26 protein-coding genes, 1 pseudogene and 1 other annotated feature are annotated in these 26018 nt (G+C 52.2%); of the genes and pseudogenes, 16 read left to right on the top strand and 11 right to left on the bottom strand.

From position 1 onward, the window contains the following. Window positions 1-207: 207 nt before the first annotated feature. From ACK8NJ_RS19955 to ACK8NJ_RS19935, 5 genes and pseudogenes are all read right to left on the bottom strand, one after another. Window positions 208-348 (bottom strand): annotated as a pseudogene (locus ACK8NJ_RS19955) (hypothetical protein); the annotation flags it as partial. Window positions 349-420: 72 nt separating this feature from the next. Next, entirely contained in the window at window positions 421-633 is a 213-nt protein-coding gene (locus tag ACK8NJ_RS19950; protein WP_000848792.1) for a DUF1471 domain-containing protein, read from the bottom strand. Window positions 634-790: 157 nt separating this feature from the next. After that, a complete protein-coding gene (locus ACK8NJ_RS19945; RefSeq protein WP_116836084.1) occupies window positions 791-1207 on the bottom strand; it encodes an SRPBCC family protein in 417 nt (138 codons plus the stop codon). A 25-nt stretch (window positions 1208-1232) separates the two neighbouring features. Further along, the gene (locus ACK8NJ_RS19940) at window positions 1233-2030 is read right to left on the bottom strand and encodes an SDR family NAD(P)-dependent oxidoreductase (RefSeq protein ID WP_411961894.1); all 798 of its coding nucleotides are present in this window, start codon (window positions 2028-2030) and stop codon (window positions 1233-1235) included. 19 nt (window positions 2031-2049) lie between these two features. Next, the gene (locus tag ACK8NJ_RS19935) at window positions 2050-3060 is read right to left on the bottom strand and encodes an aldo/keto reductase (RefSeq protein ID WP_000023619.1); all 1011 of its coding nucleotides are present in this window, start codon (window positions 3058-3060) and stop codon (window positions 2050-2052) included. A 133-nt stretch (window positions 3061-3193) separates the two neighbouring features. Between ACK8NJ_RS19935 and ACK8NJ_RS19930 the strand changes: the two genes are divergently transcribed. Further along, a complete protein-coding gene (locus ACK8NJ_RS19930; protein ID WP_000566334.1) occupies window positions 3194-4081 on the top strand; it encodes a LysR substrate-binding domain-containing protein in 888 nt (295 codons plus the stop codon). A 154-nt stretch (window positions 4082-4235) separates the two neighbouring features. Here the strand turns inward: ACK8NJ_RS19930 and ettA are convergent, their stop codons facing one another. After that, entirely contained in the window at window positions 4236-5903 is a 1668-nt protein-coding gene (gene ettA, locus ACK8NJ_RS19925; protein ID WP_000046743.1) for an energy-dependent translational throttle protein EttA, read from the bottom strand. A gap of 210 nt (window positions 5904-6113) precedes the next feature. Here ettA and sltY point away from each other — a divergent pair, with 210 nt between their 5' ends. Both sltY and trpR read left to right on the top strand, forming a co-directional pair. Further along, window positions 6114-8051, top strand: a complete 1938-nt coding sequence (gene sltY / locus ACK8NJ_RS19920) for a murein transglycosylase (RefSeq protein WP_411961893.1) — start codon at window positions 6114-6116, stop codon at window positions 8049-8051. An 89-nt stretch (window positions 8052-8140) separates the two neighbouring features. Next, the gene (gene trpR, locus ACK8NJ_RS19915; protein WP_000068678.1) at window positions 8141-8467 is read left to right on the top strand and encodes a trp operon repressor; all 327 of its coding nucleotides are present in this window, start codon (window positions 8141-8143) and stop codon (window positions 8465-8467) included. Here trpR and yjjX read toward each other — a convergent pair. Then, window positions 8461-8976 (bottom strand): inosine/xanthosine triphosphatase, encoded by a 516-nt coding sequence (gene yjjX / locus ACK8NJ_RS19910; RefSeq protein ID WP_065228293.1) that lies wholly within the window; start codon window positions 8974-8976, stop codon window positions 8461-8463. The two genes, trpR and yjjX, sit on opposite strands and share 7 nt — an antisense overlap. 51 nt (window positions 8977-9027) lie before the next feature. Here yjjX and gpmB point away from each other — a divergent pair, with 51 nt between their 5' ends. Continuing rightward, window positions 9028-9675 (top strand): 2,3-diphosphoglycerate-dependent phosphoglycerate mutase GpmB, encoded by a 648-nt coding sequence (gene gpmB / locus ACK8NJ_RS19905; protein ID WP_000942344.1) that lies wholly within the window; start codon window positions 9028-9030, stop codon window positions 9673-9675. On the opposite strand, the gene robA is transcribed toward gpmB, so the two are convergent. Continuing rightward, complete coding sequence (gene robA, locus ACK8NJ_RS19900; protein WP_000371666.1) at window positions 9672-10541, bottom strand: MDR efflux pump AcrAB transcriptional activator RobA; 870 nt, start codon at window positions 10539-10541, stop codon at window positions 9672-9674. The genes gpmB and robA overlap by 4 nt on opposite strands. A gap of 210 nt (window positions 10542-10751) precedes the next feature. Here robA and creA point away from each other — a divergent pair, with 210 nt between their 5' ends. Genes creA through creD form a run of 4 tightly spaced genes read left to right on the top strand, consistent with a single transcriptional unit; the run spans window position 10752 to window position 14761 of the window. Continuing rightward, window positions 10752-11225, top strand: coding sequence for a protein CreA (gene creA, locus ACK8NJ_RS19895; protein WP_000875487.1), 474 nt, complete (start codon window positions 10752-10754; stop codon window positions 11223-11225). 12 nt (window positions 11226-11237) lie between these two features. Continuing rightward, on the top strand, window positions 11238-11927 hold the full coding sequence (creB, locus tag ACK8NJ_RS19890) for a two-component system response regulator CreB (protein WP_001188671.1): 690 nt from the start codon (window positions 11238-11240) through the stop codon (window positions 11925-11927). Next, the gene (gene creC / locus ACK8NJ_RS19885; protein WP_001219576.1) at window positions 11927-13351 is read left to right on the top strand and encodes a two-component system sensor histidine kinase CreC; all 1425 of its coding nucleotides are present in this window, start codon (window positions 11927-11929) and stop codon (window positions 13349-13351) included. Before creB ends, creC begins: the two co-directional genes overlap by 1 nt. Before the next feature lie 57 nt (window positions 13352-13408). Further along, window positions 13409-14761, top strand: a complete 1353-nt coding sequence (gene creD, locus ACK8NJ_RS19880) for a cell envelope integrity protein CreD (RefSeq protein ID WP_096984328.1) — start codon at window positions 13409-13411, stop codon at window positions 14759-14761. Window positions 14762-14820: 59 nt separating this feature from the next. Here the strand turns inward: creD and arcA are convergent, their stop codons facing one another. Beyond that, on the bottom strand, window positions 14821-15537 hold the full coding sequence (gene arcA / locus ACK8NJ_RS19875) for a two-component system response regulator ArcA (protein ID WP_411961892.1): 717 nt from the start codon (window positions 15535-15537) through the stop codon (window positions 14821-14823). A 95-nt stretch (window positions 15538-15632) separates the two neighbouring features. Between arcA and yjjY the strand changes: the two genes are divergently transcribed. The 7 genes from yjjY to ACK8NJ_RS19840 all read left to right on the top strand — a co-directional run bounded on the left by yjjY (window position 15633) and on the right by ACK8NJ_RS19840 (window position 22412). After that, entirely contained in the window at window positions 15633-15773 is a 141-nt protein-coding gene (yjjY, locus tag ACK8NJ_RS19870; RefSeq protein WP_001303782.1) for a protein YjjY, read from the top strand. 399 nt (window positions 15774-16172) lie between these two features. Continuing rightward, window positions 16173-16859 (top strand): tRNA/rRNA methyltransferase, encoded by a 687-nt coding sequence (locus ACK8NJ_RS19865; protein WP_001223152.1) that lies wholly within the window; start codon window positions 16173-16175, stop codon window positions 16857-16859. Window positions 16860-17072: 213 nt separating this feature from the next. After that, window positions 17073-17138 carry a thr operon leader peptide gene (gene thrL / locus ACK8NJ_RS19860; RefSeq protein WP_001386572.1) on the top strand — a complete coding sequence of 22 codons (66 nt, stop codon included), beginning with the start codon at window positions 17073-17075 and terminating at the stop codon, window positions 17136-17138. Next, window positions 17074-17193: a sequence feature (Thr leader region), on the top strand. (Overlaps the previous gene by 65 nt.) A gap of 25 nt (window positions 17194-17218) precedes the next feature. After that, window positions 17219-19681, top strand: coding sequence for a bifunctional aspartate kinase/homoserine dehydrogenase I (gene thrA, locus ACK8NJ_RS19855; RefSeq protein ID WP_001264699.1), 2463 nt, complete (start codon window positions 17219-17221; stop codon window positions 19679-19681). 1 nt (window position 19682) lies between these two features. Beyond that, window positions 19683-20615, top strand: coding sequence for a homoserine kinase (gene thrB / locus ACK8NJ_RS19850; protein ID WP_042003964.1), 933 nt, complete (start codon window positions 19683-19685; stop codon window positions 20613-20615). Beyond that, the gene (thrC, locus tag ACK8NJ_RS19845; protein ID WP_000781063.1) at window positions 20616-21902 is read left to right on the top strand and encodes a threonine synthase; all 1287 of its coding nucleotides are present in this window, start codon (window positions 20616-20618) and stop codon (window positions 21900-21902) included. A gap of 213 nt (window positions 21903-22115) precedes the next feature. Then, the gene (locus ACK8NJ_RS19840) at window positions 22116-22412 is read left to right on the top strand and encodes a DUF2502 domain-containing protein (RefSeq protein WP_000738734.1); all 297 of its coding nucleotides are present in this window, start codon (window positions 22116-22118) and stop codon (window positions 22410-22412) included. 39 nt (window positions 22413-22451) lie between these two features. Here the strand turns inward: ACK8NJ_RS19840 and yaaA are convergent, their stop codons facing one another. Continuing rightward, on the bottom strand, window positions 22452-23228 hold the full coding sequence (gene yaaA, locus ACK8NJ_RS19835; protein ID WP_000906178.1) for a peroxide stress protein YaaA: 777 nt from the start codon (window positions 23226-23228) through the stop codon (window positions 22452-22454). A 69-nt stretch (window positions 23229-23297) separates the two neighbouring features. Beyond that, entirely contained in the window at window positions 23298-24728 is a 1431-nt protein-coding gene (locus ACK8NJ_RS19830; protein ID WP_407228089.1) for an alanine/glycine:cation symporter family protein, read from the bottom strand. Between the two features lie 278 nt (window positions 24729-25006). On the opposite strand from ACK8NJ_RS19830, the gene tal reads away from it, so the two are divergent. After that, window positions 25007-25960 (top strand): transaldolase, encoded by a 954-nt coding sequence (gene tal / locus ACK8NJ_RS19825; RefSeq protein ID WP_000130187.1) that lies wholly within the window; start codon window positions 25007-25009, stop codon window positions 25958-25960. Window positions 25961-26018: the final 58 nt, after the last annotated feature.

Raw genomic sequence — 26018 nt, 5'->3', positions numbered from 1 at the left:
TTTTTGATGAGTTGGAAACCTCTCTGGAAGAGGCTGTTGAGATTAGAAAGAACCTGCACGGGTGACCCACTACGAAATTGCGGATGCTAAGGCTATTCGTGAGCAACTTCATACTCCAACTGACCGGTTGCGTAGCCAAAATGCAATCAAATCTGACAGTCCGCTTCGGCGCGCGCTTTGGTGTATTTACCGGAGTAAATCAGCGTGCCATGGAAAATTATGCGCAGCGCTTCTGCTGATTTGCGTACCTTCGCTGATGATAAGTCCAGCACTGGCGCGCTGCGCGTAATACTCCGCCATCATGTCAATCGCAACGTCACCCGCGCGGGAACGCGTCATCGGTGGCATTACAATACGGTTTATTAATGGCAACGCATTCAGCGCATATTTAGCAAATTACGTAATGGGTCCCTCGCGCGGTTATTTGTACAGTTCGGCACTCATGGTGACGGTATTGCCCATGCGAGCGCTGGTAATTTTATATTCAGAGGCGTTCATCTCTTTCGCTTTCTGCGCAATAACCGCTTCCGCAGAATCCAGTGTTGTACCGGTTGCTGTCACGCTTTGCGCCGATGCGTTAAATGCCGCGACAGAGAAAAGAGAAGCTGTAAAAATTGCGATGATCGTTTTCATGTTTATATTCCAGAGTGTCTTAATTGTTTGGCGTTTATTAACGCGATGGGGAGAGAATACGCCTGCTGCCTGATAACATAAATGATACAAATGACAATAGACTATTCTGCTTTTGTTAATAATCAGACGCCGGACGTTCCGACGCCTGTCGATTGCATCAGGCAACAAAGTTGTCCTTCAGCGCCTTGAGACCATCCCGATAGATGCCGGTAAACAGCGCTTCGGCCTCTTCGTTCGTCACATTCACCGGGGTGAATTCACCGAACCATTCCACACGGGAAACCTGGCTGTCGGCGGTTTCATGAACGGTAATGGTGGAGAGGTAATCCACCACCGGAAACGGTGCCTGAATAATGGAATAGGTATAACTGCGTTGACGGTTATTAAACGCTTCCAGACGTTCAACCACAGTGCCGCCGTCAGAGGTTGTCAGCGAACGAACGCGACCGCCTTCTGTCACTACGCTTTTCGGGATGAACGGCAGCCAGTCTGGCAGCGCATCAAAGCCGCCCATCAATTGCCATACGGCGTCGGCAGAAGCCGGAATTTCGATCGATACAGTTGTTTTAGCCATGATAATTTTCTCTTAATTTATAGGGTTACATTGTCAGGGTGTCGACGACGCCGCCATCGACGCGCAGGGCTGCCCCTGTGGTTGCCGAGGAAAGCGGTGACGCGAGATAAACCGCCAGATTCGCCACTTCTTCCACATCTGCCGCACGCTGGATGATGGAGCTCGGACGCGAGGTTTTAACAAACTCATCGGCCTGTTCACGCGCACTGCGTCCCGATTGTGCAGCGGCATCCGCCAGCATCTCTTTCAGGCCATCGGTAAAGGTTGGCCCTGGCAGAATGGCGTTGACGGTCACACCGGTCCCCGCCAGTCGTTTCGCCAGACCATGAGAAACCGCCAGATTCGCGGCTTTGGTGACGCCGTAGTTGATCATGTCGCCAGGGATTGCCACGCCGGATTCGGACGAGACAAAGATAATCCGCCCCCAGCCCTGTTCCGTCATACCTGGCGCATAGTGACGCGCCAGACGAACGCCGGAGAGGACGTTGACGTTATAGAAGTGCAGCCACTCATCATCCGGAACGCTAAAGAAATCTTTATCGTTGAAAATGCCCAGATTATTGACCAGCACATCAGCCGTTGGGACTGCAGCGATCAGCGCAGCCACGCCGTCTTCGGTGCTGAGATCGGCCACCACGCCGCACAGTGACGCTGTGGGGGTTTGTGCCGCAATCGCAGCCATGGCGTCATCAACGCCGCTCTGTTTACGGCCGACGACAACCACCGTTGCGCCTGCTTTTGCCAGTCCGGCGGCGATACCCTGCCCAATGCCGGAGGTTGAGCCGCTGACCACCGCGACTTTACCTGTCAGATCCAGTTTCATCGTTTTCTCACCAGGTTGATTAACGGGTCGGCAGCGGAGCGTTTTCCGCAACCAGATTTTGACGGCGCATTTCTGCCCAGAATTCAGCCGGAACAGGCGCATTCAGTGCAGCCAGATCTTCTGCCATACGGCCAGGACGGCTGGAGCCAGGAATAACCGCCGCAACGGCCGGGTTTGCCAGCGCGAACTGCAGCGCAGCTGCTTTAACGTTCACATTGAAACGTGTGGCAATGGTGTTAATTTGCGCCACTTTCTGCTGGATGGCCGCAGAAGCTTTCTGATATTCAAAGTGCTCGCCGCCTGCCAGTACGCCAGAGCTGTACGGACCGCCCACAACAATATCCACGTTCTGTTCCAGTGCTTCTGGCATCAGGCGTTGCAGCGCACGTTCGTGATCCAGCAGGGAATAACGCCCCGCCAGCAGGAACGCATCCGGCTTCGGTTCGTCCAGCGCCAGCGTCAGTTCGCAAGGTTCGACGCGATTCACACCCAGTCCCCAGGCTTTAATCACACCTTCGTCACGCAAACGCGTCAGCGCACGAAACGCACCGGTACGGGCTATGTTGAACTGCTCCAGCCAGCTGTCACCGTAGAAGTCCTGCGCCGGGTCGTGGATCCAGACAATATCCAGACGATCTGTTTTCAGGCGTTTCAGGCTGTCTTCAATCGAGCGCAGCGTGGCGTCAGCAGAGTAGTCATTCAGAATTTTGTTTTTCAGGCCATGTTCGAACAGGCCACCTTTTTCACCGAAATCACGTTTTGCCGGATCTTCCATTTCGTCCAGCATGATGCGGCCGACTTTGCTGCTCAGAACGTATTCATCACGTGGATACTGAGACAGCGCTTCGCCCATGCGGATTTCAGAAAGGCCAGAGCCGTACAGCGGCGCGGTATCAAAGTAACGCACGCCCAGGTTCCAGGCTTCGCTCACGGTGGCGTGGGCCTCGTCTTCCGGAATGGCACGGAACATGTTGCCGAGTGGTGCGCCGCCTAAGCCAATTTTGCCGGGAAGTAAATTTTTGATGCTCATAAGATGTCCTCAATTATTCGGTTTGGGTTAGGGCATTTTTTTGCTATCGCCCTGTGACGTGGATCACAATACCTTGCGAGGTTGTGACTTGATAGGACATAATTCGTCTGACTTAAGTCCTTTGAGGTCTAACATGATTGATTTACGCCAACTGAAGTACTTCGTGGTGGTCGCAGAAGAAGAGCACGTGGGACGCGCAGCCGAGCGATTACATATCTCGCAATCACCGCTGAGCCGCCAGATTGCACAACTGGAAGAACGGCTGGGGCTGACGCTGTTTGAGCGTAATCAGCAGCGCATTCGCCTGACCGCTGATGGACAGACATTCCTTGCCGAAACACGTTCGTTGCTGACACACGCCAACCGCCTGGAGTCGTTAGGCAAACGCCTGGGACGGGGGGAAGATGGTGGCTTGTGTATTGGCTATATCGAAAACGCCATGCATTCCGGTGTGCTTTCTACGGCGCTACGTACGTTACGTGTATCGCGTCCGAATGTGCATATCGCACTTTACAGCCAACCACCGGCTACCCAGATTGAAGGCCTGCGCCAGCGCAGTCTCGATTTTTCTCTGGTCGATACGCCGCCCACCGACAGCGAGCAGGATCTGGAATATATTCAGGTTCTGGATGATCGAATGTTGTTGGCCTTACCGCAAAATCATCCTCTGGCGCAGGAGGAAAACCTTGTCGCGTCACAACTTGGCGATGAGCAGTGGATTGCGGTGATTCATAACGACGATGCGCATTCTCGCGATCATTTTGTCGCCGCCTGTGTTAACGCCGGGTTTAATCCTGATATTCGCCTGGAAGCGGGTGAACCCCTCACGGCATTAGGTTTGGTCGCTGCGGGATTAGGTCTGGCCTTAATTCAACATAGTCTGCGTCATAATGCGCCGGAAGGGGTGGTATTACGTGAATTGCCGTGGATGAATTATTCAACGCAATTATGGGCAGCCTGGCATAAAGCCAACCAACGTCCGCTGGTTTCCCATTTCCGCCAGATTTTGCGCGGTGAATAAAACGTTAAGCGGGAACCATGAGTTCCCGCTTGATTTGAGATGTCAGTCCGCATCTGAGCTAATACGCTTAAAGAAAATTCTGCCTTTTCCGGGGACTAATCATTTAACTAATACCGGATGCGATGCTGGCGCGTCGCATCCGGTATTTTACGCATTACTTCGCAATACGCTTGTACTTGATACGCTTCGGCTCCAGCGCGTCTGCGCCCAGCGTGCGTTTCTTGTACTCTTCGTACTCGGTAAAGTTACCTTCGAAGAACTCAACTTTACCTTCATCCTGGTAGTCCAGGATGTGCGTGGCGATACGGTCGAGGAACCAACGGTCGTGCGAGATAACCATCGCACAGCCCGGGAACTCCAGCAGGGCGTTTTCCAGCGCGCGCAGGGTTTCGATATCCAGGTCGTTGGTTGGTTCGTCGAGCAGCAACATGTTGCCGCCAACTTGCAGTAGCTTCGCCAGATGCAGACGACCGCGCTCACCGCCGGAAAGTTCGCCAACGCGTTTACCCTGATCAACCCCTTTAAAGTTAAAGCGGCCAACGTAGGCGCGGCTTGGCATCTCGGTGTTGCCGATCTTCATGATATCCAGCCCGCCGGAAACTTCTTCCCAAACGGTTTTGCTGTTATCCATTGAGTCACGGAACTGATCAACCGATGCCAGTTTCACCGTTTCACCCAAAGTGATGGTGCCGCTGTCCGGCTGTTCCTGACCAGAGATCATACGGAACAGGGTCGATTTACCCGCACCGTTCGGACCGATGATCCCGACGATCGCTCCTTTCGGGATCGAGAAGCTCAGGTCATCAATCAGCAGACGATCGCCATAGGATTTACGCAGGTTGTTGACTTCCAGCACTTTATCGCCAAGACGCGGTCCCGGTGGAATAAACAGTTCGTTGGTTTCGTTACGTTTCTGATATTCGGTGCTGTTCAGCTCTTCAAAACGCGCCAGACGTGCTTTACCTTTCGACTGACGGCCTTTAGTCCCCTGACGTACCCACTCCAGCTCTTTCTCAATCGACTTACGACGCGCAGCTTCTTGTGAAGCTTCCTGCGCCAGACGTTGATCTTTCTGCTCCAGCCAGGAGGAGTAGTTACCTTCCCACGGAATACCTTCACCACGGTCCAGTTCGAGGATCCAGCCCGCCACGTTATCGAGGAAGTAACGGTCGTGGGTAATCGCCACAACGGTGCCTTCGAAGTCGTGCAGGAAGCGTTCCAGCCACGCCACGGATTCGGCATCCAGGTGGTTCGTCGGTTCGTCGAGCAGCAGCATGTCTGGTTTTTCCAGCAGCAGGCGGCACAACGCCACGCGACGACGCTCACCACCGGAGAGGTTAGCGATTTTCGCGTCCCAGTCCGGCAGACGCAGCGCATCCGCCGCACGCTCCAGCTGAACGTTCAGGTTGTGACCGTCGTGAGCCTGAATGATCTCTTCCAGACGGCCTTGTTCAGCGGCCAGCTTGTCAAAATCGGCATCCGGATCGGCGTACAGTGCATACACTTCATCCAGGCGTTTCAGGGCGTTAACCACTTCAGAAACCGCTTCTTCAATGGACTCACGCACGGTGTGTTCCGGGTTCAGCTGCGGTTCCTGCGGCAGATAACCAATCTTGATATCCGGTTGCGGACGCGCTTCGCCTTCGATGTCTTTATCAATGCCCGCCATAATGCGCAGCAGGGTGGACTTACCCGCGCCGTTCAGACCCAGGACACCAATTTTTGCCCCAGGGAAGAAACTCAGAGAGATGTTTTTCAAAATATGACGTTTCGGCGGAACAACTTTGCCGACACGATGCATGGTATAAACGAATTGAGCCACGTTGGACTTCGCCTCTATGTTTATCGTGATGATGAGTTTTCAAAGGCGAAGTGTAGCCTGTTTCCTTATCTAATCCCAGCCGGTCGATCACCCTCCCGATAAAAGTAAAAAAGTGTCCGTAACGTGGCGTAAACGGCAATGACTGGTTAGCATAAATCTATTACGCGGCAAGACGCTGCATTGATGTATTTACACTTAGAGGATGCGCTTGTGGAAAAAGCCAAACACGTTACCTGGCGGCTGTTGGCTGCCGGTGTCTGTCTGCTGACGGTCAGCAGCGTGGCGCGAGCCGACTCACTGGATGAGCAGCGTAGCCGCTACGCCCAAATCAAGCAGGCCTGGGATAATCGACAAATGGATGTGGTCGAACAAATGATGCCTGGACTGAAGGATTATCCGCTTTATCCCTACCTGGAATACCGTCAGATCACCGATGACCTGATGAATCAACCGGCGGTGACGGTCACTAACTTTGTTCGCGCTAACCCCACGCTTCCTCCCGCTCGCACGCTCCAATCTCGTTTCGTCAATGAACTGGCGCGGCGTGAAGACTGGCGTGGCTTGTTAGCCTTTAGCCCGGAAAAGCCCGGAACTACCGAAGCGCAATGTAATTACTACTATGCGAAATGGAATACCGGGCAGAGTGAAGAAGCCTGGCAAGGGGCGAAAGAGCTGTGGCTAACCGGCAAGAGCCAGCCTAACGCCTGTGACAAGTTATTTAGCGTCTGGCGTGCGTCAGGTAAACAAGATCCGCTGGCGTATTTAGAGCGTATCCGTCTGGCGATGAAAGCGGGTAACACTGGCCTGGTAACAGTGCTGGCAGGGCAGATGCCTGCCGATTACCAGACTATCGCCTCGGCAATCATTTCACTGGCGAACAACCCTAATACGGTACTGACCTTCGCGCGTACAACCGGAGCGACCGATTTTACCCGTCAAATGGCGGTGGTGGCGTTTGCCAGTGTGGCGCGGCAGGATGCTGAAAATGCACGGCTGATGATCCCGTCGCTTGCCCAGGCGCAGCAGCTTAATGAAGATCAGATTCAGGAGCTGCGCGATATCGTCGCCTGGCGTTTGATGGGCAACGATGTCACCGACGAACAGGCGAAATGGCGTGATGACGCCATTATGCGTTCGCAATCTACTTCGCTTATTGAACGCCGTGTGCGAATGGCGCTTGGCACCGGCGATCGTCGCGGCCTGAATACCTGGCTGGCGCGTCTGCCGATGGAGGCGAAAGAGAAAGATGAATGGCGTTACTGGCAGGCGGATTTACTGCTTGAACGCGGACGTGAAGCTGAAGCAAAAGAGATTTTGCATCAACTCATGCAACAGCGAGGTTTCTACCCGATGGTTGCTGCACAACGCATCGGTGAAGAGTACGAGCTGAAGATTGATAAAGCGCCGCAGAATGTTGACAGCGCCCTGACTCAGGGGCCGGAGATGGCGCGCGTGCGCGAGTTGATGTACTGGAATCTCGATAATACCGCGCGTAGCGAGTGGGCCAATCTGGTGAAGAGCAAGTCAAAAACAGAGCAGGCTCAACTTGCTCGGTATGCTTTCAATAACCAATGGTGGGATCTTAGCGTTCAGGCAACGATCGCCGGGAAGCTATGGGATCATCTGGAAGAGCGATTCCCGCTGGCTTACAACGATCTTTTCAAACGTTACACCAGTGGGAAGGAGATCCCGCAAAGCTATGCGATGGCGATTGCCCGTCAGGAGAGCGCCTGGAATCCGAAAGTGAAATCACCGGTAGGGGCCAGCGGCCTGATGCAGATTATGCCGGGCACGGCGACCCATACGGTGAAGATGTTCTCTATTCCTGGTTATAGCAGCCCAGGACAATTGCTGGATCCGGAAACGAACATCAACATTGGCACCAGTTACCTGCAATATGTTTATCAGCAGTTTGGTAATAACCGTATTTTCTCCTCAGCAGCTTATAACGCCGGACCAGGGCGGGTGCGAACCTGGCTTGGCAATAGCGCCGGGCGTATCGACGCAGTGGCATTCGTCGAGAGTATTCCGTTTTCCGAGACGCGCGGTTATGTGAAGAACGTGCTGGCTTATGACGCTTACTACCGCTATTTCATGGGGGATAAACCGACATTGATGAGCGCCACGGAATGGGGACGTCGTTACTGATCCGCACGTTTATGATATGCTATCGTACTCTTTAGCGAGTACAACCGGGGGAGGCATTTTGCTTCCCCCGCTAACAATGGCGACATATTATGGCCCAACAATCACCCTATTCAGCAGCGATGGCAGAACAGCGTCACCAGGAGTGGTTACGTTTTGTCGACCTGCTTAAGAATGCCTACCAGAACGATCTCCATTTACCGTTGTTAAACCTGATGCTGACGCCAGATGAGCGCGAAGCGTTGGGGACTCGCGTGCGTATTGTCGAAGAGCTGTTGCGCGGCGAAATGAGCCAGCGTGAGTTAAAAAATGAACTCGGCGCGGGCATCGCGACGATTACGCGTGGATCTAACAGCCTGAAAGCCGCGCCCGTCGAGCTGCGCCAGTGGCTGGAAGAGGTGTTGCTGAAAGATCACTGATACACCGCATTATGAAACGGACTCAGCGCCAGGATCACCGCCTGGTGATAGACGCTGGCGCGGGTAAGTTTCCCGGCGGTAAACACGCCGATCGCCCCTTCCTTACGACCAATCTCATCAATACCGGTATAGCGCGACATCACGGGACCGAGCGCCTCGCCTTCACGCACTTTTTCCAGAATCACCGCAGGTAACGGCAAAGTTGCCGAACGCGCTTCGCCGCGCTGGCTGGTGTTTTCTATCACCACCCAACTGAAGGTGCTGTCGTCATCAATGCCAGCTTCAATCGCCACCCAAAAATCAGCCTCTGGATGTAAACGGCGGGCATTTGCTACCCGATTTCGTGCGCCAGCGCGCGTTTCCTCACTGCCAAAGGGCTGTTCCGGTACACCGCTCTCGACGGCAACGGATGCAATATGGCAGGATCCTTCGCCGAAGATCTCGTGAAATGCCTGCAGAATGGCCTGAATTTTAGCGGGATTGGTGGTCGCACAGACAACTTGGTGCATAATCAGCATTACTCAGAAAATTAACGTTACAGCAGTATACGGAAAAAAAGCATGTTACAGGTATACCTAGTCCGCCACGGTGAAACGCAGTGGAACGCCGAGCGACGTATTCAGGGCCAGTCTGACAGCCCGCTGACCGCCAAAGGTGAGCAACAGGCGATGCAGGTGGCAACCCGTGCCAAAGAGCTTGGCATTACGCATATCATCAGTAGCGATTTAGGGCGCACCCGGCGTACGGCGGAAATCATCGCCCAGGCCTGCGGCTGTGACATCATCTTTGATTCTCGCCTGCGTGAATTAAACATGGGTGTGCTGGAAAAAAGACATATCGATTCTCTGACCGAAGAAGAAGAGAACTGGCGTCGGCAGCTGGTCAATGGCACCGTTGACGGGCGTATTCCTGAAGGCGAGTCAATGCAGGAGCTCAGCGATCGCGTCAATGCGGCACTGGAATCTTGCCGGGACTTACCGCAGGGAAGCCGACCGCTGCTGGTGAGCCATGGTATTGCACTGGGATGCCTGGTGAGTACGATTCTCGGATTACCAGCATGGGCAGAGCGTCGCTTACGTTTGCGTAACTGTTCTATTTCGCGCGTGGATTATCAGGAAAGCCTGTGGCTGGCGTCTGGCTGGGTCGTTGAAACCGCAGGGGACATCTCGCATCTGGACGCCCCTGCATTAGATGAGCTGCAGCGTTAACGACGGATCGGAATCAGCAGTTCACAGCGTAGATTAATTGGGCGATCTCCCGCTTTGGCATCTTCTGCCGGGTAGTATCGCTCAATATCCTGACCTTTACGGCGCGTCAGGTTGAGCATTGGCATGCACGTTCCGTATACCGTCAGGATAAACTCCTGCACGCCGGTTCCCAGACCTTCATAGGTAAACATCACATATTCGCCACCCTGCAGCATCACCGGATGCCCCGTCAGTACATAGCCATCTGCCTGATCCTGGGCTAACGCAGTGGTATAGAATACCTCTTGTTCGTCATCTTTATCCTGACTCGGACGCGTTTCATTCAGGCCGTAGAGCACCGGCGGAATGGTCGGCGCGTTGCCGAGAAAATCGTGCCAGAACTGATAACGCATTTCATGGCGGAAATCAGAGATTTGCTCCAGCGAACAGGAGTAGCTCTGGGTAACACCAATCAGCGGCGTATCTTCCAGGGTGACAAATTTGTGCTCTGGCATAGTGAATTCACCCAGGCGTAGCGGCGGGCGAATACCAAAGGCGCTCCATTCAGGAGAACGGCGGTAAAGTGCAGGAGTCTGGGCAAACTGCTTCTTGAATGCGCGGGTAAATGTCTGTTGAGAGTCGAAGCGGTATTGCAGCGCGATGTCCAGAATCGGACGCGCAGTCAGGCGTAGTGCGACCGCCGATTTCGACAAACGACGAGCACGAATATACGCGCCAATAGCATGGCCAGTGACATCTTTAAACATTCTCTGTAAGTGCCACTTGGAATAACCTGCTTTCGCCGCTACATTGTCGAGCGACAGGGGCTGATCCAGATGACCTTCCAGCCAGATTAAAAGGTCGCGAATAATGCCGGCCTGATCCATAAAATATCCTCATCCTTTCAACAACGAGCACCTGACATCAGGTAATTGGATAATAGCATTTTTTGCTGTTTTAGCATTCAGTGTTTTTTTCTTAGTAGAGTATGTTTTAGGGCTTGACGGAAATAAAAGTATTGAGATTTTGTTCTTAATCAATATGTTATTTACCGTGACGAACTAATTGCTCGTGTAATAGATAAAAATGGTAACAATATGAAATACAAGCATTTGATCCTGTCTTTAAGCCTGATAATGCTGGGGCCATTGGCTCATGCAGAAGAGATTGGTTCGGTCGACACCGTATTTAAAATGATCGGCCCGGATCACAAAATTGTTGTGGAAGCCTTTGACGATCCCGATGTGAAAAATGTCACCTGTTATGTGAGCCGGGCGAAAACCGGTGGTATTAAAGGGGGATTGGGTCTGGCGGAAGATACCTCCGATGCGGCCATTTCTTGTCAGCAAGTCGGGCCGATTGAACTGTCGGATCGTATTAAAAACGGCAAAGCTCAGGGCGAGGTAGTATTCAAAAAACGCACGTCCCTGGTCTTTAAGTCGTTACAGGTCGTGCGCTTTTATGACGCCAAACGCAACGCGCTCGCTTATCTGGCTTACTCCGACAAAGTTGTAGAAGGTTCGCCGAAAAACGCGATTAGCGCGGTTCCTGTCATGCCGTGGCGGCAATAACAGAGGCGATTTATGCAACGGGAAACGGTCTGGTTAGTGGAAGATGAGCAAGGGATAGCCGACACTCTGGTCTACATGTTGCAGCAGGAAGGTTTTGCCGTCGAGGTCTTTGAGCGAGGCTTGCCGGTGCTGGATAAAGCTCGCCAGCAGGTTCCCGATGTCATGATTCTCGACGTTGGTTTGCCTGATATCAGTGGCTTTGAATTGTGCCGCCAGTTACTGGCGCTCCATCCGGCGTTACCTGTACTGTTCCTGACGGCCCGAAGTGAAGAGGTCGATCGCCTGCTTGGGCTGGAAATTGGCGCTGACGACTACGTGGCTAAACCGTTTTCACCCCGCGAAGTGTGCGCCAGGGTGCGCACCTTACTGCGTCGGGTGAAGAAGTTCTCGACGCCGTCTCCCGTCATCCGTATTGGACATTTTGAATTGAATGAACCCGCGGCGCAGATCAGCTGGTTTGACACGCCATTAGCGCTGACGCGGTATGAGTTTTTATTGTTGAAGACGTTACTCAAGTCACCGGGCCGCGTCTGGTCCCGCCAGCAACTGATGGATAGCGTGTGGGAAGATGCGCAGGACACCTACGATCGCACCGTCGATACCCACATTAAAACGCTGCGTGCCAAGCTGCGCGCCATCAACCCCGATCTTTCACCGATTAATACTCATCGCGGCATGGGATATAGCCTGAGGGGCCTGTAATGCGTATCGGCATGCGGTTGCTGCTGGGCTATTTTTTACTGGTGGCGGTGGCGGCCTGGTTCGTACTGGCTATTTTTGTCAAAGAAGTTAAACCGGGCGTGCGAAGAGCAACGGAGGGGACGTTGATCGACACCGCAACGTTGCTGGCGGAGCTGGCGCGTCCCGATTTGCTCTCTGGGGACCCAACGCATGGGCAACTGGCGCAGGCGTTTAATCAGCTACAACATCGCCCGTTTCGCGCCAATATCGGTGGCATTAACAAAGTGCGCAATGAATATCATGTCTATATGACCGATGCGCAGGGCAAAGTATTGTTCGATTCGGCAAATAAAGCCGTTGGACAGGATTATTCGCGCTGGAATGACGTCTGGCTAACGTTGCGTGGTCAGTATGGTGCGCGCAGCACGTTGCAAAATCCTGCCGATCCCGAAAGTTCGGTGATGTATGTTGCCGCGCCGATTATGGACGGCTCGCGGCTTATTGGCGTTTTGAGCGTAGGCAAACCGAACGCGGCGATGGCTCCGGTCATTAAGCGCAGCGAGCGGCGAATTTTATGGGCCAGCGCCATTTTGTTGGGGATTGCACTGGTGATTGGCGCAGGCATGGTTTGGTGGATCAACCGCTCCATTGCCCGGCTCACTCGCTATGCTGATTCCGTCACTGACAATAAGCCCGTTCCTCTCCCCGATCTCGGTAGTAGCGAGCTGCGTAAACTCGCGCAGGCGCTGGAAAGTATGCGCGTGAAGCTGGAAGGGAAAAACTATATTGAGCAGTATGTTTACGCATTAACTCATGAGCTAAAAAGCCCACTGGCGGCGATTCGTGGAGCGGCGGAAATTTTACGCGAAGGTCCGCCGCCGGAAGTGGTGGCTCGTTTTACTGACAACATTCTGACGCAAAATGCGCGAATGCAGGCGCTGGTGGAAACGTTACTATGCCAGGCAAGACTGGAGAATCGTCAGGAAGTCGTTCTGACTGCTGTTGATGTGGCGGCATTATTTCGCCGCGTCAGCGAAGCGCGTACCGTGCAGTTGGCAGAAAAAAACATCACTTTGCATGTTATGCCCACCGAGGTTAATGTTGCTGCTGAACCGGCGTTACTGGATCAGGCGCTGGGGAATTTACTGGATAACGCCATCGATTTTACCCCCGAGAGCGGTTGCATCACGCTAAGCGCCGAAGTGGATCAGGAACACGTCACGCTTAAGGTGCTGGATACCGGTAGTGGTATTCCTGACTACGCGCTTTCACGTATTTTTGAACGCTTTTACTCTTTGCCGCGTGCAAATGGGCAAAAAAGCAGCGGTCTGGGGTTGGCGTTCGTCAGTGAGGTCGCCCGTTTGTTTAACGGCGAAGTCACGCTGCGCAACGTGCAGGAAGGTGGCGTGCTGGCTTCGCTTCGACTTCACCGTCACTTCACATAGCTTCAAATTCTTCCCACATAGCCTTCGTATCCTGCTGCCATTGCAAAGGAGAAGACTATGTTGAAATCCCCCCTGTTCTGGAAAATGACCACCCTGTTTGGTGCAGTATTGCTGTTGTTGATTCCGATAATGCTGATTCGGCAGGTGATTGTCGAACGTGCTGATTACCGTAGCGATGTGGAAGATGCGATTCGCCAAAGTACCAGCGGGCCGCAAAAACTCGTTGGGCCGCTCATCGCTATTCCTGTGACCGAGCTTTATACGGTGCAGGAAGAGGATAAAACCGTGGAGCGGAAACGAAGTTTTATCCATTTTTGGTTACCTGAGTCATTGATGGTTGATGGCAATCAGAACGTGGAAGAACGCAAGATAGGGATTTATACCGGTCAGGTCTGGCACAGTGATTTAACGCTAAAAGCCGATTTCGATGTTTCGCGTCTTAGCGAACTCAACGCGCCAAATATCACCTTAGGCAAGCCATTTATTGTGATTAGCGTCGGGGATGCGCGTGGTATTGGTGTGGTGAAAGCGCCTGAAGTTAACGGAACGGCGCTGACCATTGAACCCGGCACCGGGTTAGAGCAAGGCGGGCAGGGCGTGCATATCCCTTTACCTGAAGGGGACTGGCGGAAGCAGAACCTGAAGCTGAATATGGCCCTGAATTTAAGCGGTACCGGCGATCTTTCTGTGGTGCCTGGCGGGCGTAATAGCGAAATGACCTTAACCAGCAACTGGCCGCATCCCAGTTTTTTAGGTGATTTTCTACCAGCCAAACGGGAAGTTAGCGAGTCAGGTTTTCAGGCGCACTGGCAAAGCAGCTGGTTTGCTAATAATCTCGGTGAGCGTTTTGCTTCAGGCAATGATACCGGCTGGGAAAACTTCCCGGCGTTTAGCGTCGCAGTAACGACGCCAGCCGATCAATACCAATTAACTGACCGGGCGACTAAGTACGCCATTCTGCTGATTGCACTGACTTTTATGGCGTTCTTTGTTTTTGAAACGCTCACCGCGCAACGTTTACACCCAATGCAATATTTGCTGGTGGGGCTTTCATTGGTGATGTTTTATTTGCTCTTGCTGGCGCTTTCTGAACATATCGGTTTTACCGTGGCATGGATAATCGCCAGTCTGATTGGGGCGTTAATGAACGGTATTTATTTGCAGGCGGTATTGAAAGGCTGGCGCAACAGCATGTTGTTTACCCTCGCGCTGTTGTTGCTGGATGGTGTGATGTGGGGACTGCTCAACTCTGCCGATAGCGCGCTGTTGTTGGGAACCAGTGTGCTGGTGGTGGCGCTGGCCGGCATGATGTTTGTGACCCGTAATATCGACTGGTATGCGTTTTCACTGCCGAAAATGAAAGCCAGTAAAGAAGTTACAACGGACGATGAATTACGTATCTGGAAATAAGGTTGAAAAATAAAAACGGCGCTAAAAAGCGCCGTTTTTTTTGACGGTGGTAAAGCCGATTAATCTTCCAGATCACCGCAGAAGCGATAACCTTCACCGTGAATGGTGGCGATGATTTCCGGCGTATCCGGCGTAGATTCGAAATGTTTACGAATACGGCGGATCGTCACGTCTACAGTACGGTCGTGCGGTTTCAGCTCACGGCCGGTCATTTTCTTCAGCAGTTCAGCACGGGACTGAATTTTGCCAGGGTTTTCACAGAAGTGAAGCATGGCGCGGAACTCGCTGCGCGGCAGCTTGTACTGCTCGCCATCAGGGCCGATCAACGAACGGCTGTTGATGTCCAGTTCCCAACCATTGAACTTGTAGCTTTCAACGTTACGACGTTCTTCGCTGACAGTACCCAGATTCATGGTACGGGACAGCAGGTTGCGTGCACGAATAGTCAGTTCACGCGGGTTGAACGGTTTGGTGATGTAGTCATCTGCACCGATTTCGAGGCCGAGAATTTTATCGACTTCGTTGTCACGGCCAGTCAGGAACATCAACGCAACATTCGCCTGCTCGCGCAGTTCACGCGCTAACAGAAGACCGTTCTTACCCGGCAGATTGATATCCATGATCACCAGGTTGATGTCATATTCAGAGAGGATCTGATGCATTTCCGCGCCATCTGTCGCTTCGAAAACATCATAGCCTTCCGCTTCGAAAATACTTTTCAACGTGTTGCGTGTTACCAACTCGTCTTCAACGATAAGAATGTGCGGGGTCTGCATGTTTGCTACCTAAATTGCCAACTAAATCGAAACAGGAAGTACAAAAGTCCCTGACCTGCCTGATGCATGCTGCAAATTAACATGATCGGCGTAACATGACTAAAGTACGTAATTGCGTTCTTGATGCACTTTCCATCAACGTCAACAACATCATTAGCTTGGTCGTGGGTACTTTCCCTCAGGACCCGACAGTGTCAAAAACGGCTGTCATCCTAACCATTTTAACAGCAACATAACAGGCTAAGAGGGGCCGGACACCCAATAAAACTACGCTTCGTTGACATATATCAAGTTCAATTGTAGCACGTTAACAGTTTGATGAAATCATCGTATCTAAATGCTAGCTTTCGTCACATTATTTTAATAATCCAACTAGTTGCATCATACAACTAATAAACGTGGTGAATCCAATTGTCGAGATTTATTTTTTATAAAATTATCCTAAGTAAACAGAAGGATATGTAGCATTTTTTAACAATTCAACCGTTAGTACAGTCAGGAAATAGTTTAGCTTTTTTTAAGCTAAGTAAAGGGCTTTTTCTGCGACTTACGTTAAGAATTTGTAAATTCGCACCGCGTAATAAGTTGACAGTGGTCACCCGGTTCGCGGTTATTTGAGCAAGAAGAGTGGCAATATGCGTATAACGATTATTCTGGTCGCACCCGCCAGAGCAGAAAATATTGGGGCAGCGGCGCGGGCAATGAAAACGATGGGGTTTAGCGAACTGCGGATTGTCGATAGTCAGGCGCACCTGGAGCCAGCCACCCGCTGGGTCGCACATGGATCTGGTGATATTATTGATAATATTAAAGTTTTCCCGACACTGGCTGAATCGTTACACGATGTCGATTTCACTGTCGCCACCACTGCGCGCAGTCGGGCGAAATATCATTACTACGCTACGCCAGTAGAACTGGTGCCGCTGTTAGAGGAAAAATCTTCATGGATGAGCCATGCCGCGCTGGTGTTTGGTCGCGAAGATTCCGGGCTGACTAACGAAGAGTTAGCGTTGGCTGACGTTCTTACTGGTGTGCCGATGGTGGCGGATTATCCTTCGCTCAATCTGGGGCAGGCGGTGATGGTCTATTGCTATCAATTAGCAACATTAATACAACAACCGGCGAAAAGTGACACAACGGCAGACCAACATCAACTGCAAGCTTTACGCGAACGAGCCATGGCACTGCTGACGACTCTGGCAGTGGCAGATGACACAAAACTGGTCGACTGGTTACAACAACGCCTGGGGCTTTTAGAGCAACGAGACACGGCAATGTTGCACCGTTTGCTGCATGATATTGAAAAAAATATCACCAAATAAAAAACGCCTTAGTAAGTATTTTTCAGCTTTTCATTCTGACTGCAACGGGCAATATGTCTCTGTGTGGATTAAAAAAAGAGTGTCTGATAGCAGCTTCTGAACTGGTTACCTGCCGTGAGTAAATTAAAATTTTATTGACTTAGGTCACTAAATACTTTAACCAATATAGGCATAGCGCACAGACAGATAAAAATTACAGAGTACACAACATCCATGAAACGCATTAGCACCACCATTACCACCACCATCACCATTACCACAGGTAACGGTGCGGGCTGACGCGTACAGGAAACACAGAAAAAAGCCCGCACCTGACAGTGCGGGCTTTTTTTTCGACCAAAGGTAACGAGGTAACAACCATGCGAGTGTTGAAGTTCGGCGGTACATCAGTGGCAAATGCAGAACGTTTTCTGCGGGTTGCCGATATTCTGGAAAGCAATGCCAGGCAGGGGCAGGTGGCCACCGTCCTCTCTGCCCCCGCCAAAATAACCAACCACCTGGTGGCGATGATTGAAAAAACCATTAGCGGCCAGGATGCTTTACCCAATATCAGCGATGCCGAACGTATTTTTGCCGAACTTCTGACGGGACTCGCCGCCGCCCAGCCGGGATTCCCGCTGGCGCAACTGAAAACTTTCGTCGACCAGGAATTTGCCCAAATAAAACATGTCCTGCATGGCATTAGTTTGTTAGGGCAGTGCCCGGATAGCATCAACGCTGCGCTGATTTGCCGTGGCGAGAAAATGTCGATCGCCATTATGGCCGGCGTATTAGAAGCGCGCGGTCACAACGTTACCGTTATCGATCCGGTCGAAAAACTGCTGGCAGTGGGGCATTACCTCGAATCTACCGTCGATATTGCTGAGTCCACCCGCCGTATTGCGGCAAGTCGTATTCCGGCTGATCACATGGTGCTGATGGCAGGTTTCACCGCCGGTAATGAAAAAGGCGAACTGGTGGTACTTGGACGCAACGGTTCCGACTACTCCGCGGCGGTGCTGGCTGCCTGTTTACGCGCCGATTGTTGCGAGATTTGGACGGACGTTGACGGGGTCTATACCTGCGACCCGCGTCAGGTGCCCGATGCGAGGTTGTTGAAGTCGATGTCCTACCAGGAAGCGATGGAGCTTTCCTACTTCGGCGCTAAAGTTCTTCACCCCCGCACCATTACCCCCATCGCCCAGTTCCAGATCCCTTGCCTGATTAAAAATACCGGAAATCCTCAAGCACCAGGTACGCTCATTGGTGCCAGCCGTGATGAAGACGAATTACCGGTCAAGGGCATTTCCAATCTGAATAACATGGCAATGTTCAGCGTTTCCGGCCCGGGGATGAAAGGAATGGTTGGCATGGCGGCGCGCGTCTTTGCAGCGATGTCACGCGCCCGTATTTCCGTGGTGCTGATTACGCAATCATCTTCCGAATACAGTATCAGTTTCTGCGTTCCACAAAGCGACTGTGTGCGAGCTGAACGGGCAATGCAGGAAGAGTTCTACCTGGAACTGAAAGAAGGCTTACTGGAGCCGCTGGCAGTGACGGAACGGCTGGCCATTATCTCGGTGGTAGGTGATGGTATGCGCACCTTGCGTGGGATCTCGGCGAAATTCTTTGCCGCGCTGGCCCGCGCCAATATCAACATTGTCGCCATTGCTCAGGGATCTTCTGAACGCTCAATCTCTGTCGTGGTAAATAACGATGATGCGACCACTGGCGTGCGCGTTACTCATCAGATGCTGTTCAATACCGATCAGGTTATCGAAGTGTTTGTGATTGGCGTCGGTGGCGTTGGCGGTGCGCTGCTGGAGCAACTGAAGCGTCAGCAAAGCTGGCTGAAGAATAAACATATCGACTTACGTGTCTGCGGTGTTGCCAACTCGAAGGCTCTGCTCACCAATGTACATGGCCTTAATCTGGAAAACTGGCAGGAAGAACTGGCGCAAGCCAAAGAGCCGTTTAATCTCGGGCGCTTAATTCGCCTCGTGAAAGAATATCATCTGCTAAACCCGGTCATTGTTGACTGCACCTCCAGCCAGGCAGTGGCGGATCAATATGCCGACTTCCTGCGCGAAGGTTTCCACGTTGTTACGCCGAACAAAAAGGCTAACACCTCGTCGATGGATTACTACCATCTGTTGCGTCATGCGGCGGAAAAATCGCGGCGTAAATTCCTCTATGACACCAACGTTGGGGCTGGATTACCGGTTATTGAGAACCTGCAAAATCTGCTCAATGCAGGTGATGAATTGATGAAGTTCTCCGGCATTCTTTCTGGTTCGCTTTCTTATATCTTCGGCAAGTTAGACGAAGGCATGAGTTTCTCCGAGGCGACCACGTTGGCGCGGGAAATGGGTTATACCGAACCGGACCCGCGAGATGATCTTTCTGGTATGGATGTGGCGCGTAAACTATTGATTCTCGCTCGTGAAACGGGACGTGAACTGGAGCTGGCGGATATTGAAATTGAACCTGTGCTGCCCGCAGAGTTTAACGCCGAGGGTGATGTTGCCGCTTTTATGGCGAATCTGTCACAGCTCGACGATCGCTTTGCCGCTCGCGTGGCGAAGGCCCGTGATGAAGGAAAAGTTTTGCGCTATGTTGGCAATATTGATGAAGATGGCGTCTGTCGCGTGAAGATTGCCGAAGTGGATGGTAATGATCCGCTGTTCAAAGTGAAAAACGGCGAAAACGCCCTGGCCTTCTATAGCCACTATTATCAGCCGCTGCCGTTGGTGCTGCGCGGATATGGTGCGGGCAATGACGTTACAGCTGCCGGTGTCTTTGCCGATCTGCTACGTACCCTCTCATGGAAGTTAGGAGTCTGACATGGTTAAAGTTTATGCCCCGGCTTCCAGTGCCAATATGAGCGTCGGGTTTGATGTGCTCGGGGCGGCGGTGACACCCGTTGATGGTGCATTGCTCGGAGATGTAGTCACGGTTGAGGCGGCAGAGACATTCAGTCTCAATAACCTCGGACGCTTTGCCGATAAGCTGCCGTCAGAACCTCGGGAAAATATCGTTTATCAGTGCTGGGAGCGTTTTTGCCAGGAGCTGGGTAAGCAAATTCCAGTGGCGATGACCCTGGAAAAGAATATGCCGATCGGCTCGGGCTTAGGCTCCAGCGCCTGCTCAGTGGTCGCGGCGCTGATGGCGATGAATGAACACTGCGGCAAGCCGCTTAATGACACCCGTTTGCTGGCTTTGATGGGCGAGCTGGAAGGGCGTATCTCCGGCAGCATTCATTACGACAACGTGGCACCGTGTTTTCTTGGTGGTATGCAGTTGATGATCGAAGAAAACGACATCATCAGCCAGCAAGTGCCAGGGTTTGATGAGTGGCTGTGGGTGCTGGCGTATCCGGGGATTAAAGTCTCGACGGCAGAAGCCAGGGCTATTTTACCGGCGCAGTATCGCCGCCAGGATTGCATTGCGCACGGGCGACATCTGGCAGGCTTTATTCACGCCTGCTATTCCCGTCAGCCTGAGCTTGCCGCGAAGCTGATGAAAGATGTTATCGCTGAACCCTACCGTGAACGGTTACTGCCTGGTTTCCGGCAGGCGCGGCAGGCGGTCGCGGAAATCGGCGCGGTAGCGAGCGGTATCTCCGGCTCCGGCCCGACCTTGTTCGCTCTGTGTGACAAGCCGGATACCGCCCAGCGCGTTGCCGACTGGTTGGGTAATAACTACCTGCAAAATCAGGAAGGTTTTGTTCATATTTGCCGGCTGGATACGGCGGGCGCACGAGTACTGGAAAACTAAATGAAACTCTACAATCTGAAAGATCACAATGAGCAGGTCAGCTTTGCGCAAGCCGTAACCCAGGGGTTGGGCAAAAATCAGGGGCTGTTTTTTCCGCACGACCTGCCGGAATTCAGCCTGACTGAAATTGATGAGATGCTGAAGCTGGATTTTGTCACCCGCAGTGCGAAGATCCTCTCGGCGTTTATTGGTGATGAAATCCCGCAGGAAATCCTGGAAGAGCGCGTACGCGCGGCGTTTGCCTTCCCGGCTCCGGTCGCCAATGTTGAAAGCGATGTCGGTTGTCTGGAATTGTTCCACGGGCCAACGCTGGCATTTAAAGATTTCGGCGGTCGCTTTATGGCACAAATGCTGACCCATATTGCGGGCGATAAGCCAGTGACCATTCTGACCGCGACCTCCGGTGATACCGGAGCGGCAGTTGCTCATGCTTTCTACGGTTTGCCGAATGTGAAAGTGGTTATCCTCTATCCACGAGGCAAAATCAGTCCACTGCAAGAAAAACTGTTCTGTACATTGGGCGGCAATATTGAAACTGTTGCCATCGACGGCGATTTCGATGCCTGTCAGGCGCTGGTGAAGCAGGCGTTTGATGATGAAGAACTGAAAGTGGCGCTGGGGCTAAACTCTGCTAACTCCATTAACATCAGCCGTTTGCTGGCGCAGATTTGCTACTACTTTGAAGCTGTTGCGCAGCTGCCGCAGGAAGCGCGCAACCAGCTGGTTGTCTCGGTGCCGAGCGGTAACTTCGGCGATTTGACTGCGGGCCTGCTGGCGAAATCTCTTGGCCTGCCGGTGAAGCGTTTTATCGCTGCCACTAACGTGAACGATACCGTGCCGCGTTTCCTGCACGACGGGCAGTGGTCACCCAAAGCGACTCAGGCGACGTTATCCAACGCGATGGACGTGAGTCAACCGAACAACTGGCCGCGTGTGGAAGAGTTGTTCCGCCGCAAAATTTGGCAACTGAAAGAGCTGGGTTATGCAGCCGTAGATGATGAAACCACGCAACAGACAATGCGTGAGTTAAAAGAACTGGGCTACACCTCGGAGCCGCACGCTGCCGTAGCGTATCGTGCGCTGCGTGACCAGTTGAATCCAGGCGAATATGGCTTGTTCCTCGGCACCGCGCATCCGGCGAAATTTAAAGAGAGCGTGGAAGCGATTCTCGGTGAAACGTTGGATCTGCCAAAAGAGCTGGCAGAACGTGCCGATTTACCCTTGCTTTCGCATAATCTGCCCGCCGATTTTGCTGCGTTGCGTAAATTGATGATGAATCATCAGTAATATCTATTCATTATCTCAATCAGGCCGGGTTTGCTTTTATGCAGCCCGGCTTTTTTGTGAAGAAAATATGGAGAGAAACGACAGGGAAAAAGGAGAAATTCTCAATAAATGCGGTAACTTAGAGATTAGGATTGCGGAGAATAACAACCGCCGTTCTCATCGCGTAATCTCCGGATATCGACCCATAACGGGCAATGATAAAAGGAGTAACCTGTGAAAAAGATGCAATCTATCGTACTCGCACTTTCCCTGGTTCTGGTCGCTCCCATGGCAGCGCAGGCTGCGGAAATTACGTTAGTCCCGTCAGTAAAATTACAGATAGGCGATCGTGATAATCGTGGCTATTACTGGGATGGCGGTCACTGGCGCGACCACGGCTGGTGGAAACAACATTATGAATGGCGAGGCAATCGCTGGCACCCATATGGACCGCCGCCATCGCCGCGCCATAACAAGCACAATGATCATCGTGGCGATCATCGTCCGGGGCCTGACAAACATCATCGCTAAATATCAATGCCGGATTGCCATCCGGCATTGACTACAAACTTAACGCTGCTCGTAGCGTTTAAACACCAGTTCGCCATTGCTGGAGGAAGCTTCATCAAAGAAGTAACCTTCGCTATTAAAACCAGTCAGTTGCTCTGGTTTGGTCAGCCGATTTTCAATAATGAAACGACTCATCAGACCGCGTGCTTTCTTAGCGTAGAAGCTGATGATCTTAAATTTGCCGTTCTTCTCATCGAGGAACACCGGCTTGATAATCTCGGCATTCAATTTCTTCGGCTTCACCGATTTAAAATACTCATCTGACGCCAGATTTATCACCACATTATCGCCTTGTGCTGCGAGCGCCTCGTTCAGCTTGTTGGTGATGATATCTCCCCAGAATTGATACAGATCTTTCCCTCGGGCATTCTCAAGACGTATCCCCATTTCCAGACGATAAGGCTGCATTAAATCGAGCGGGCGGAGTACGCCATACAAGCCGGAAAGCATTCGCAAATGCTGTTGGGCAAAATCGAAATCGTCTTCGCTGAAGGTTTCGGCCTGCAAGCCGGTGTAGACATCACCTTTAAATGCCAGAATCGCCTGGCGGGCATTCTCCGGCGTGAAATCTGGCTGCCAGTCATGAAAGCGAGCGGCGTTGATACCCGCCAGTTTGTCGCTGATGCGCATCAGCGTGCTAATCTGCGGAGGCGTCAGTTTCCGCGCTTCATGGATCAACTGCTGGGAATTGTCTAACAGCTCCGGCAGCGTATAGCGCGTGGTGGGCAACGGGCTTTGGTAATCAAGCGTTTTCGCAGGTGAAATAAGAATCAGCATATCCAGTCCTTGCAGGAAATTTATGCCGACTTTAGCAAAAAAAGAGAATGAGTTGATCGATAGTTGTGATTACTCCTGCGAAACATCATCCCACGCGTCCGGAGAAAGCTGGCGACCGATATCCGGATAACGCAACGGATCAAACACCGGGCGCACGCCGAGTTTACGCTGGCGTAGATAATCACTGGCAATGGTATGAACCACAGGCGAGAGCAGTAATATGGCGGTCAAATTGGTAATAGCCATGCAGGCCATTATGATATCTGCCAGTTGCCACATCAGCGGAAGACTTAGCAAGGTGCCGCCGATGACCGTTGCGAAGGTGCAGATTCGCAGACACCAGATCGCTTTAGGGGTGTTCAGGCGTAAGAAGAAGAGATTGTTTTCGGCATAAATGTAGTTGGCAACGATGGAGCTGAAGGCAAACAGAATAACCACGAGGGTAACAAACTCCGCACCCCAGGAACCCATTAACACCCGCATCGCCTTCTGGATAAGCTGAATACCTTCCAGTGGCATGTAGGTTGTGCCGTTACCCGCCAGTAATATCAGCATGGCGCTTGCCGTACAGATGACTAGGGTGTCGATAAAAATGCCAATCATCTGGACAATTCCTTGCGCTGCGGGATGCGGAGGCCAGGACGCAGCCGCCGCTGCCGCGTTTGGCGTCGACCCCATTCCCGCCTCATTGGAAAACATACTGCGCTGAAAACCGTTAGTAATCGCCTGGCTTAAGGTATATCCCGCCGCGCCGCCTGCCGCTTCCTGCCAGCCAAAAGCACTCTCAAAAATAGACCAAATGACGTGGGGAAGTTGCCCGATATTCATTACGCAAATTACCAGGCTGGTCAGTACCCAGATTATCGCCATCAACGGGACAAACCCTTGCATGAGCCGGGCGACGCCATGAAGACCGCGAGTGATTGCCAGCAGAGCAAAGACAGCAAGAATAATGCCTGTCACCAGCGGGGGAAAATCAAAAGAAAAACTCAGGGCTCGGGCAACGGCGTTCGCCTGAACTCCGCTGAAAATTATGCCGTAGGCGATGAGCAAAAAGAGGGCGAACAGAACGCCCATCCAGCGCATCCCCAGCCCGCGCGCCATATACCATGCCGGTCCGCCACGAAACTGCCCATTAACGTCACGTTCTTTATAAAGTTGTGCAAGGGAACATTCGGCAAACGAGGTCGCCATGCCGATAAACGCGGCAACCCACATCCAGAAGACGGCACCTGGTCCACCGGCGGTAATAGCCAGCGCAACGCCAGCCAGGTTGCCGCTACCCACGCGCGCCGCAAGACTGGTACACAATGATTGAAATGAGGTTAAACCGCCTGGCTGTGGATGAATGCTATTTTTAAGACTTTTGCCAAACTGGCGGATGTAGCGAAACTGCACAAATCCGGTGCGAAAAGTGAACCAACAACCTGCGCCGAAGAGCAGGTAAATCATTACCGATCCCCAAAGGACGCTGTTAATAAAGGAGAAAAAATCTGGCATGCATATCCCTCTTATTGCCGGTCGCGATGACTTTCCTGTGTAAACGTTACCAATTGTTTAAGAAGTATATACGCTACGAGGTACTTGATAACTTCTGCGTAGCATACATGAGGTTTTGTATAAAAATGGCGGGCGATATCAACGCAGTGTCAGAAATCCGAAACAGTCTCGCCTGGCGATAACCGTCTTGTCGGCGGTTGCGCTGACGTTGCGTCGTGATATCATCAGGGCAGACCGGTTACATCCCCCTAACAAGCTGTTTAAAGAGAAATACTATCATGACGGACAAATTGACCTCCCTTCGTCAGTACACCACCGTAGTGGCCGACACTGGGGACATCGCGGCAATGAAGCTGTATCAACCGCAGGATGCCACAACCAACCCTTCTCTCATTCTTAACGCAGCGCAGATTCCGGAATACCGTAAGTTGATTGATGATGCTGTCGCCTGGGCGAAACAGCAGAGCAACGATCGCGCGCAGCAGATCGTGGACGCGACCGACAAACTGGCAGTAAATATTGGTCTGGAAATCCTGAAACTGGTTCCGGGCCGTATCTCAACTGAAGTTGATGCGCGTCTTTCCTATGACACCGAAGCGTCAATTGCGAAAGCAAAACGCCTGATCAAACTCTACAACGATGCAGGGATTAGCAACGATCGTATTCTGATCAAACTGGCTTCTACCTGGCAGGGTATCCGTGCTGCAGAACAGCTGGAAAAAGAAGGTATTAACTGTAACCTGACACTGCTGTTCTCCTTCGCTCAGGCTCGTGCTTGTGCGGAAGCGGGCGTGTTCCTGATCTCGCCGTTTGTTGGCCGTATTCTTGACTGGTACAAAGCGAATACCGACAAGAAAGAGTACGCTCCGGCAGAAGATCCGGGCGTGGTTTCTGTATCTGAAATCTACCAGTACTACAAAGAGCACGGTTATGAAACCGTGGTTATGGGCGCAAGCTTCCGTAACATCGGCGAAATTCTGGAACTGGCAGGTTGCGACCGTCTGACCATCGCACCGGCACTGCTGAAAGAGCTGGCTGAGAGCGAAGGGGCTATCGAACGTAAACTGTCTTACACCGGCGAAGTGAAAGCGCGTCCGGCGCGTATCACTGAGTCCGAGTTCCTGTGGCAGCATAACCAGGATCCAATGGCAGTAGATAAACTGGCGGAAGGTATCCGTAAGTTTGCTGTTGACCAGGAAAAACTGGAAAAAATGATCGGCGATCTGCTGTAATCATTCTTAGCGTGACCGAGAAGTCGGTCACGCTACCTCTTCTGAAGCCTGTCTGTCA

Origin of the sequence: Escherichia sp. F1 (assembly GCF_046764225.1) — a bacterium.
In the GTDB taxonomy this organism is placed as follows: domain Bacteria; phylum Pseudomonadota; class Gammaproteobacteria; order Enterobacterales; family Enterobacteriaceae; genus Escherichia; species Escherichia coli.
This window is presented reverse-complemented; position numbering and strand designations above follow the sequence as displayed.

Excerpts from the sequence above, each read along its gene's own strand:
- ACK8NJ_RS19950 (WP_000848792.1), bottom strand. The coding sequence starts at position 633 with ATGAAAACGATCATCGCAATTTTTACAGCTTCTCTTTTCTCTGTCGCG.
- ACK8NJ_RS19945 (WP_116836084.1), bottom strand. The coding sequence starts at position 1,207 with ATGGCTAAAACAACTGTATCGATCGAAATTCCGGCTTCTGCCGACGCC.
- ACK8NJ_RS19940 (WP_411961894.1), bottom strand. The coding sequence starts at position 2,030 with ATGAAACTGGATCTGACAGGTAAAGTCGCGGTGGTCAGCGGCTCAACC.
- ACK8NJ_RS19935 (WP_000023619.1), bottom strand. The coding sequence starts at position 3,060 with ATGAGCATCAAAAATTTACTTCCCGGCAAAATTGGCTTAGGCGGCGCA.
- ACK8NJ_RS19930 (WP_000566334.1), top strand. The coding sequence starts at position 3,194 with ATGATTGATTTACGCCAACTGAAGTACTTCGTGGTGGTCGCAGAAGAA.
- trpR (WP_000068678.1), top strand. The coding sequence starts at position 8,141 with ATGGCCCAACAATCACCCTATTCAGCAGCGATGGCAGAACAGCGTCAC.
- yjjX (WP_065228293.1), bottom strand. The coding sequence starts at position 8,976 with ATGCACCAAGTTGTCTGTGCGACCACCAATCCCGCTAAAATTCAGGCC.
- gpmB (WP_000942344.1), top strand. The coding sequence starts at position 9,028 with ATGTTACAGGTATACCTAGTCCGCCACGGTGAAACGCAGTGGAACGCC.
- robA (WP_000371666.1), bottom strand. The coding sequence starts at position 10,541 with ATGGATCAGGCCGGCATTATTCGCGACCTTTTAATCTGGCTGGAAGGT.
- creA (WP_000875487.1), top strand. The coding sequence starts at position 10,752 with ATGAAATACAAGCATTTGATCCTGTCTTTAAGCCTGATAATGCTGGGG.
- creB (WP_001188671.1), top strand. The coding sequence starts at position 11,238 with ATGCAACGGGAAACGGTCTGGTTAGTGGAAGATGAGCAAGGGATAGCC.
- creC (WP_001219576.1), top strand. The coding sequence starts at position 11,927 with ATGCGTATCGGCATGCGGTTGCTGCTGGGCTATTTTTTACTGGTGGCG.
- creD (WP_096984328.1), top strand. The coding sequence starts at position 13,409 with ATGTTGAAATCCCCCCTGTTCTGGAAAATGACCACCCTGTTTGGTGCA.
- arcA (WP_411961892.1), bottom strand. The coding sequence starts at position 15,537 with ATGCAGACCCCGCACATTCTTATCGTTGAAGACGAGTTGGTAACACGC.
- yjjY (WP_001303782.1), top strand. The coding sequence starts at position 15,633 with ATGACTAAAGTACGTAATTGCGTTCTTGATGCACTTTCCATCAACGTC.
- ACK8NJ_RS19865 (WP_001223152.1), top strand. The coding sequence starts at position 16,173 with ATGCGTATAACGATTATTCTGGTCGCACCCGCCAGAGCAGAAAATATT.
- thrA (WP_001264699.1), top strand. The coding sequence starts at position 17,219 with ATGCGAGTGTTGAAGTTCGGCGGTACATCAGTGGCAAATGCAGAACGT.
- thrB (WP_042003964.1), top strand. The coding sequence starts at position 19,683 with ATGGTTAAAGTTTATGCCCCGGCTTCCAGTGCCAATATGAGCGTCGGG.
- thrC (WP_000781063.1), top strand. The coding sequence starts at position 20,616 with ATGAAACTCTACAATCTGAAAGATCACAATGAGCAGGTCAGCTTTGCG.
- yaaA (WP_000906178.1), bottom strand. The coding sequence starts at position 23,228 with ATGCTGATTCTTATTTCACCTGCGAAAACGCTTGATTACCAAAGCCCG.
- ACK8NJ_RS19830 (WP_407228089.1), bottom strand. The coding sequence starts at position 24,728 with ATGCCAGATTTTTTCTCCTTTATTAACAGCGTCCTTTGGGGATCGGTA.
- tal (WP_000130187.1), top strand. The coding sequence starts at position 25,007 with ATGACGGACAAATTGACCTCCCTTCGTCAGTACACCACCGTAGTGGCC.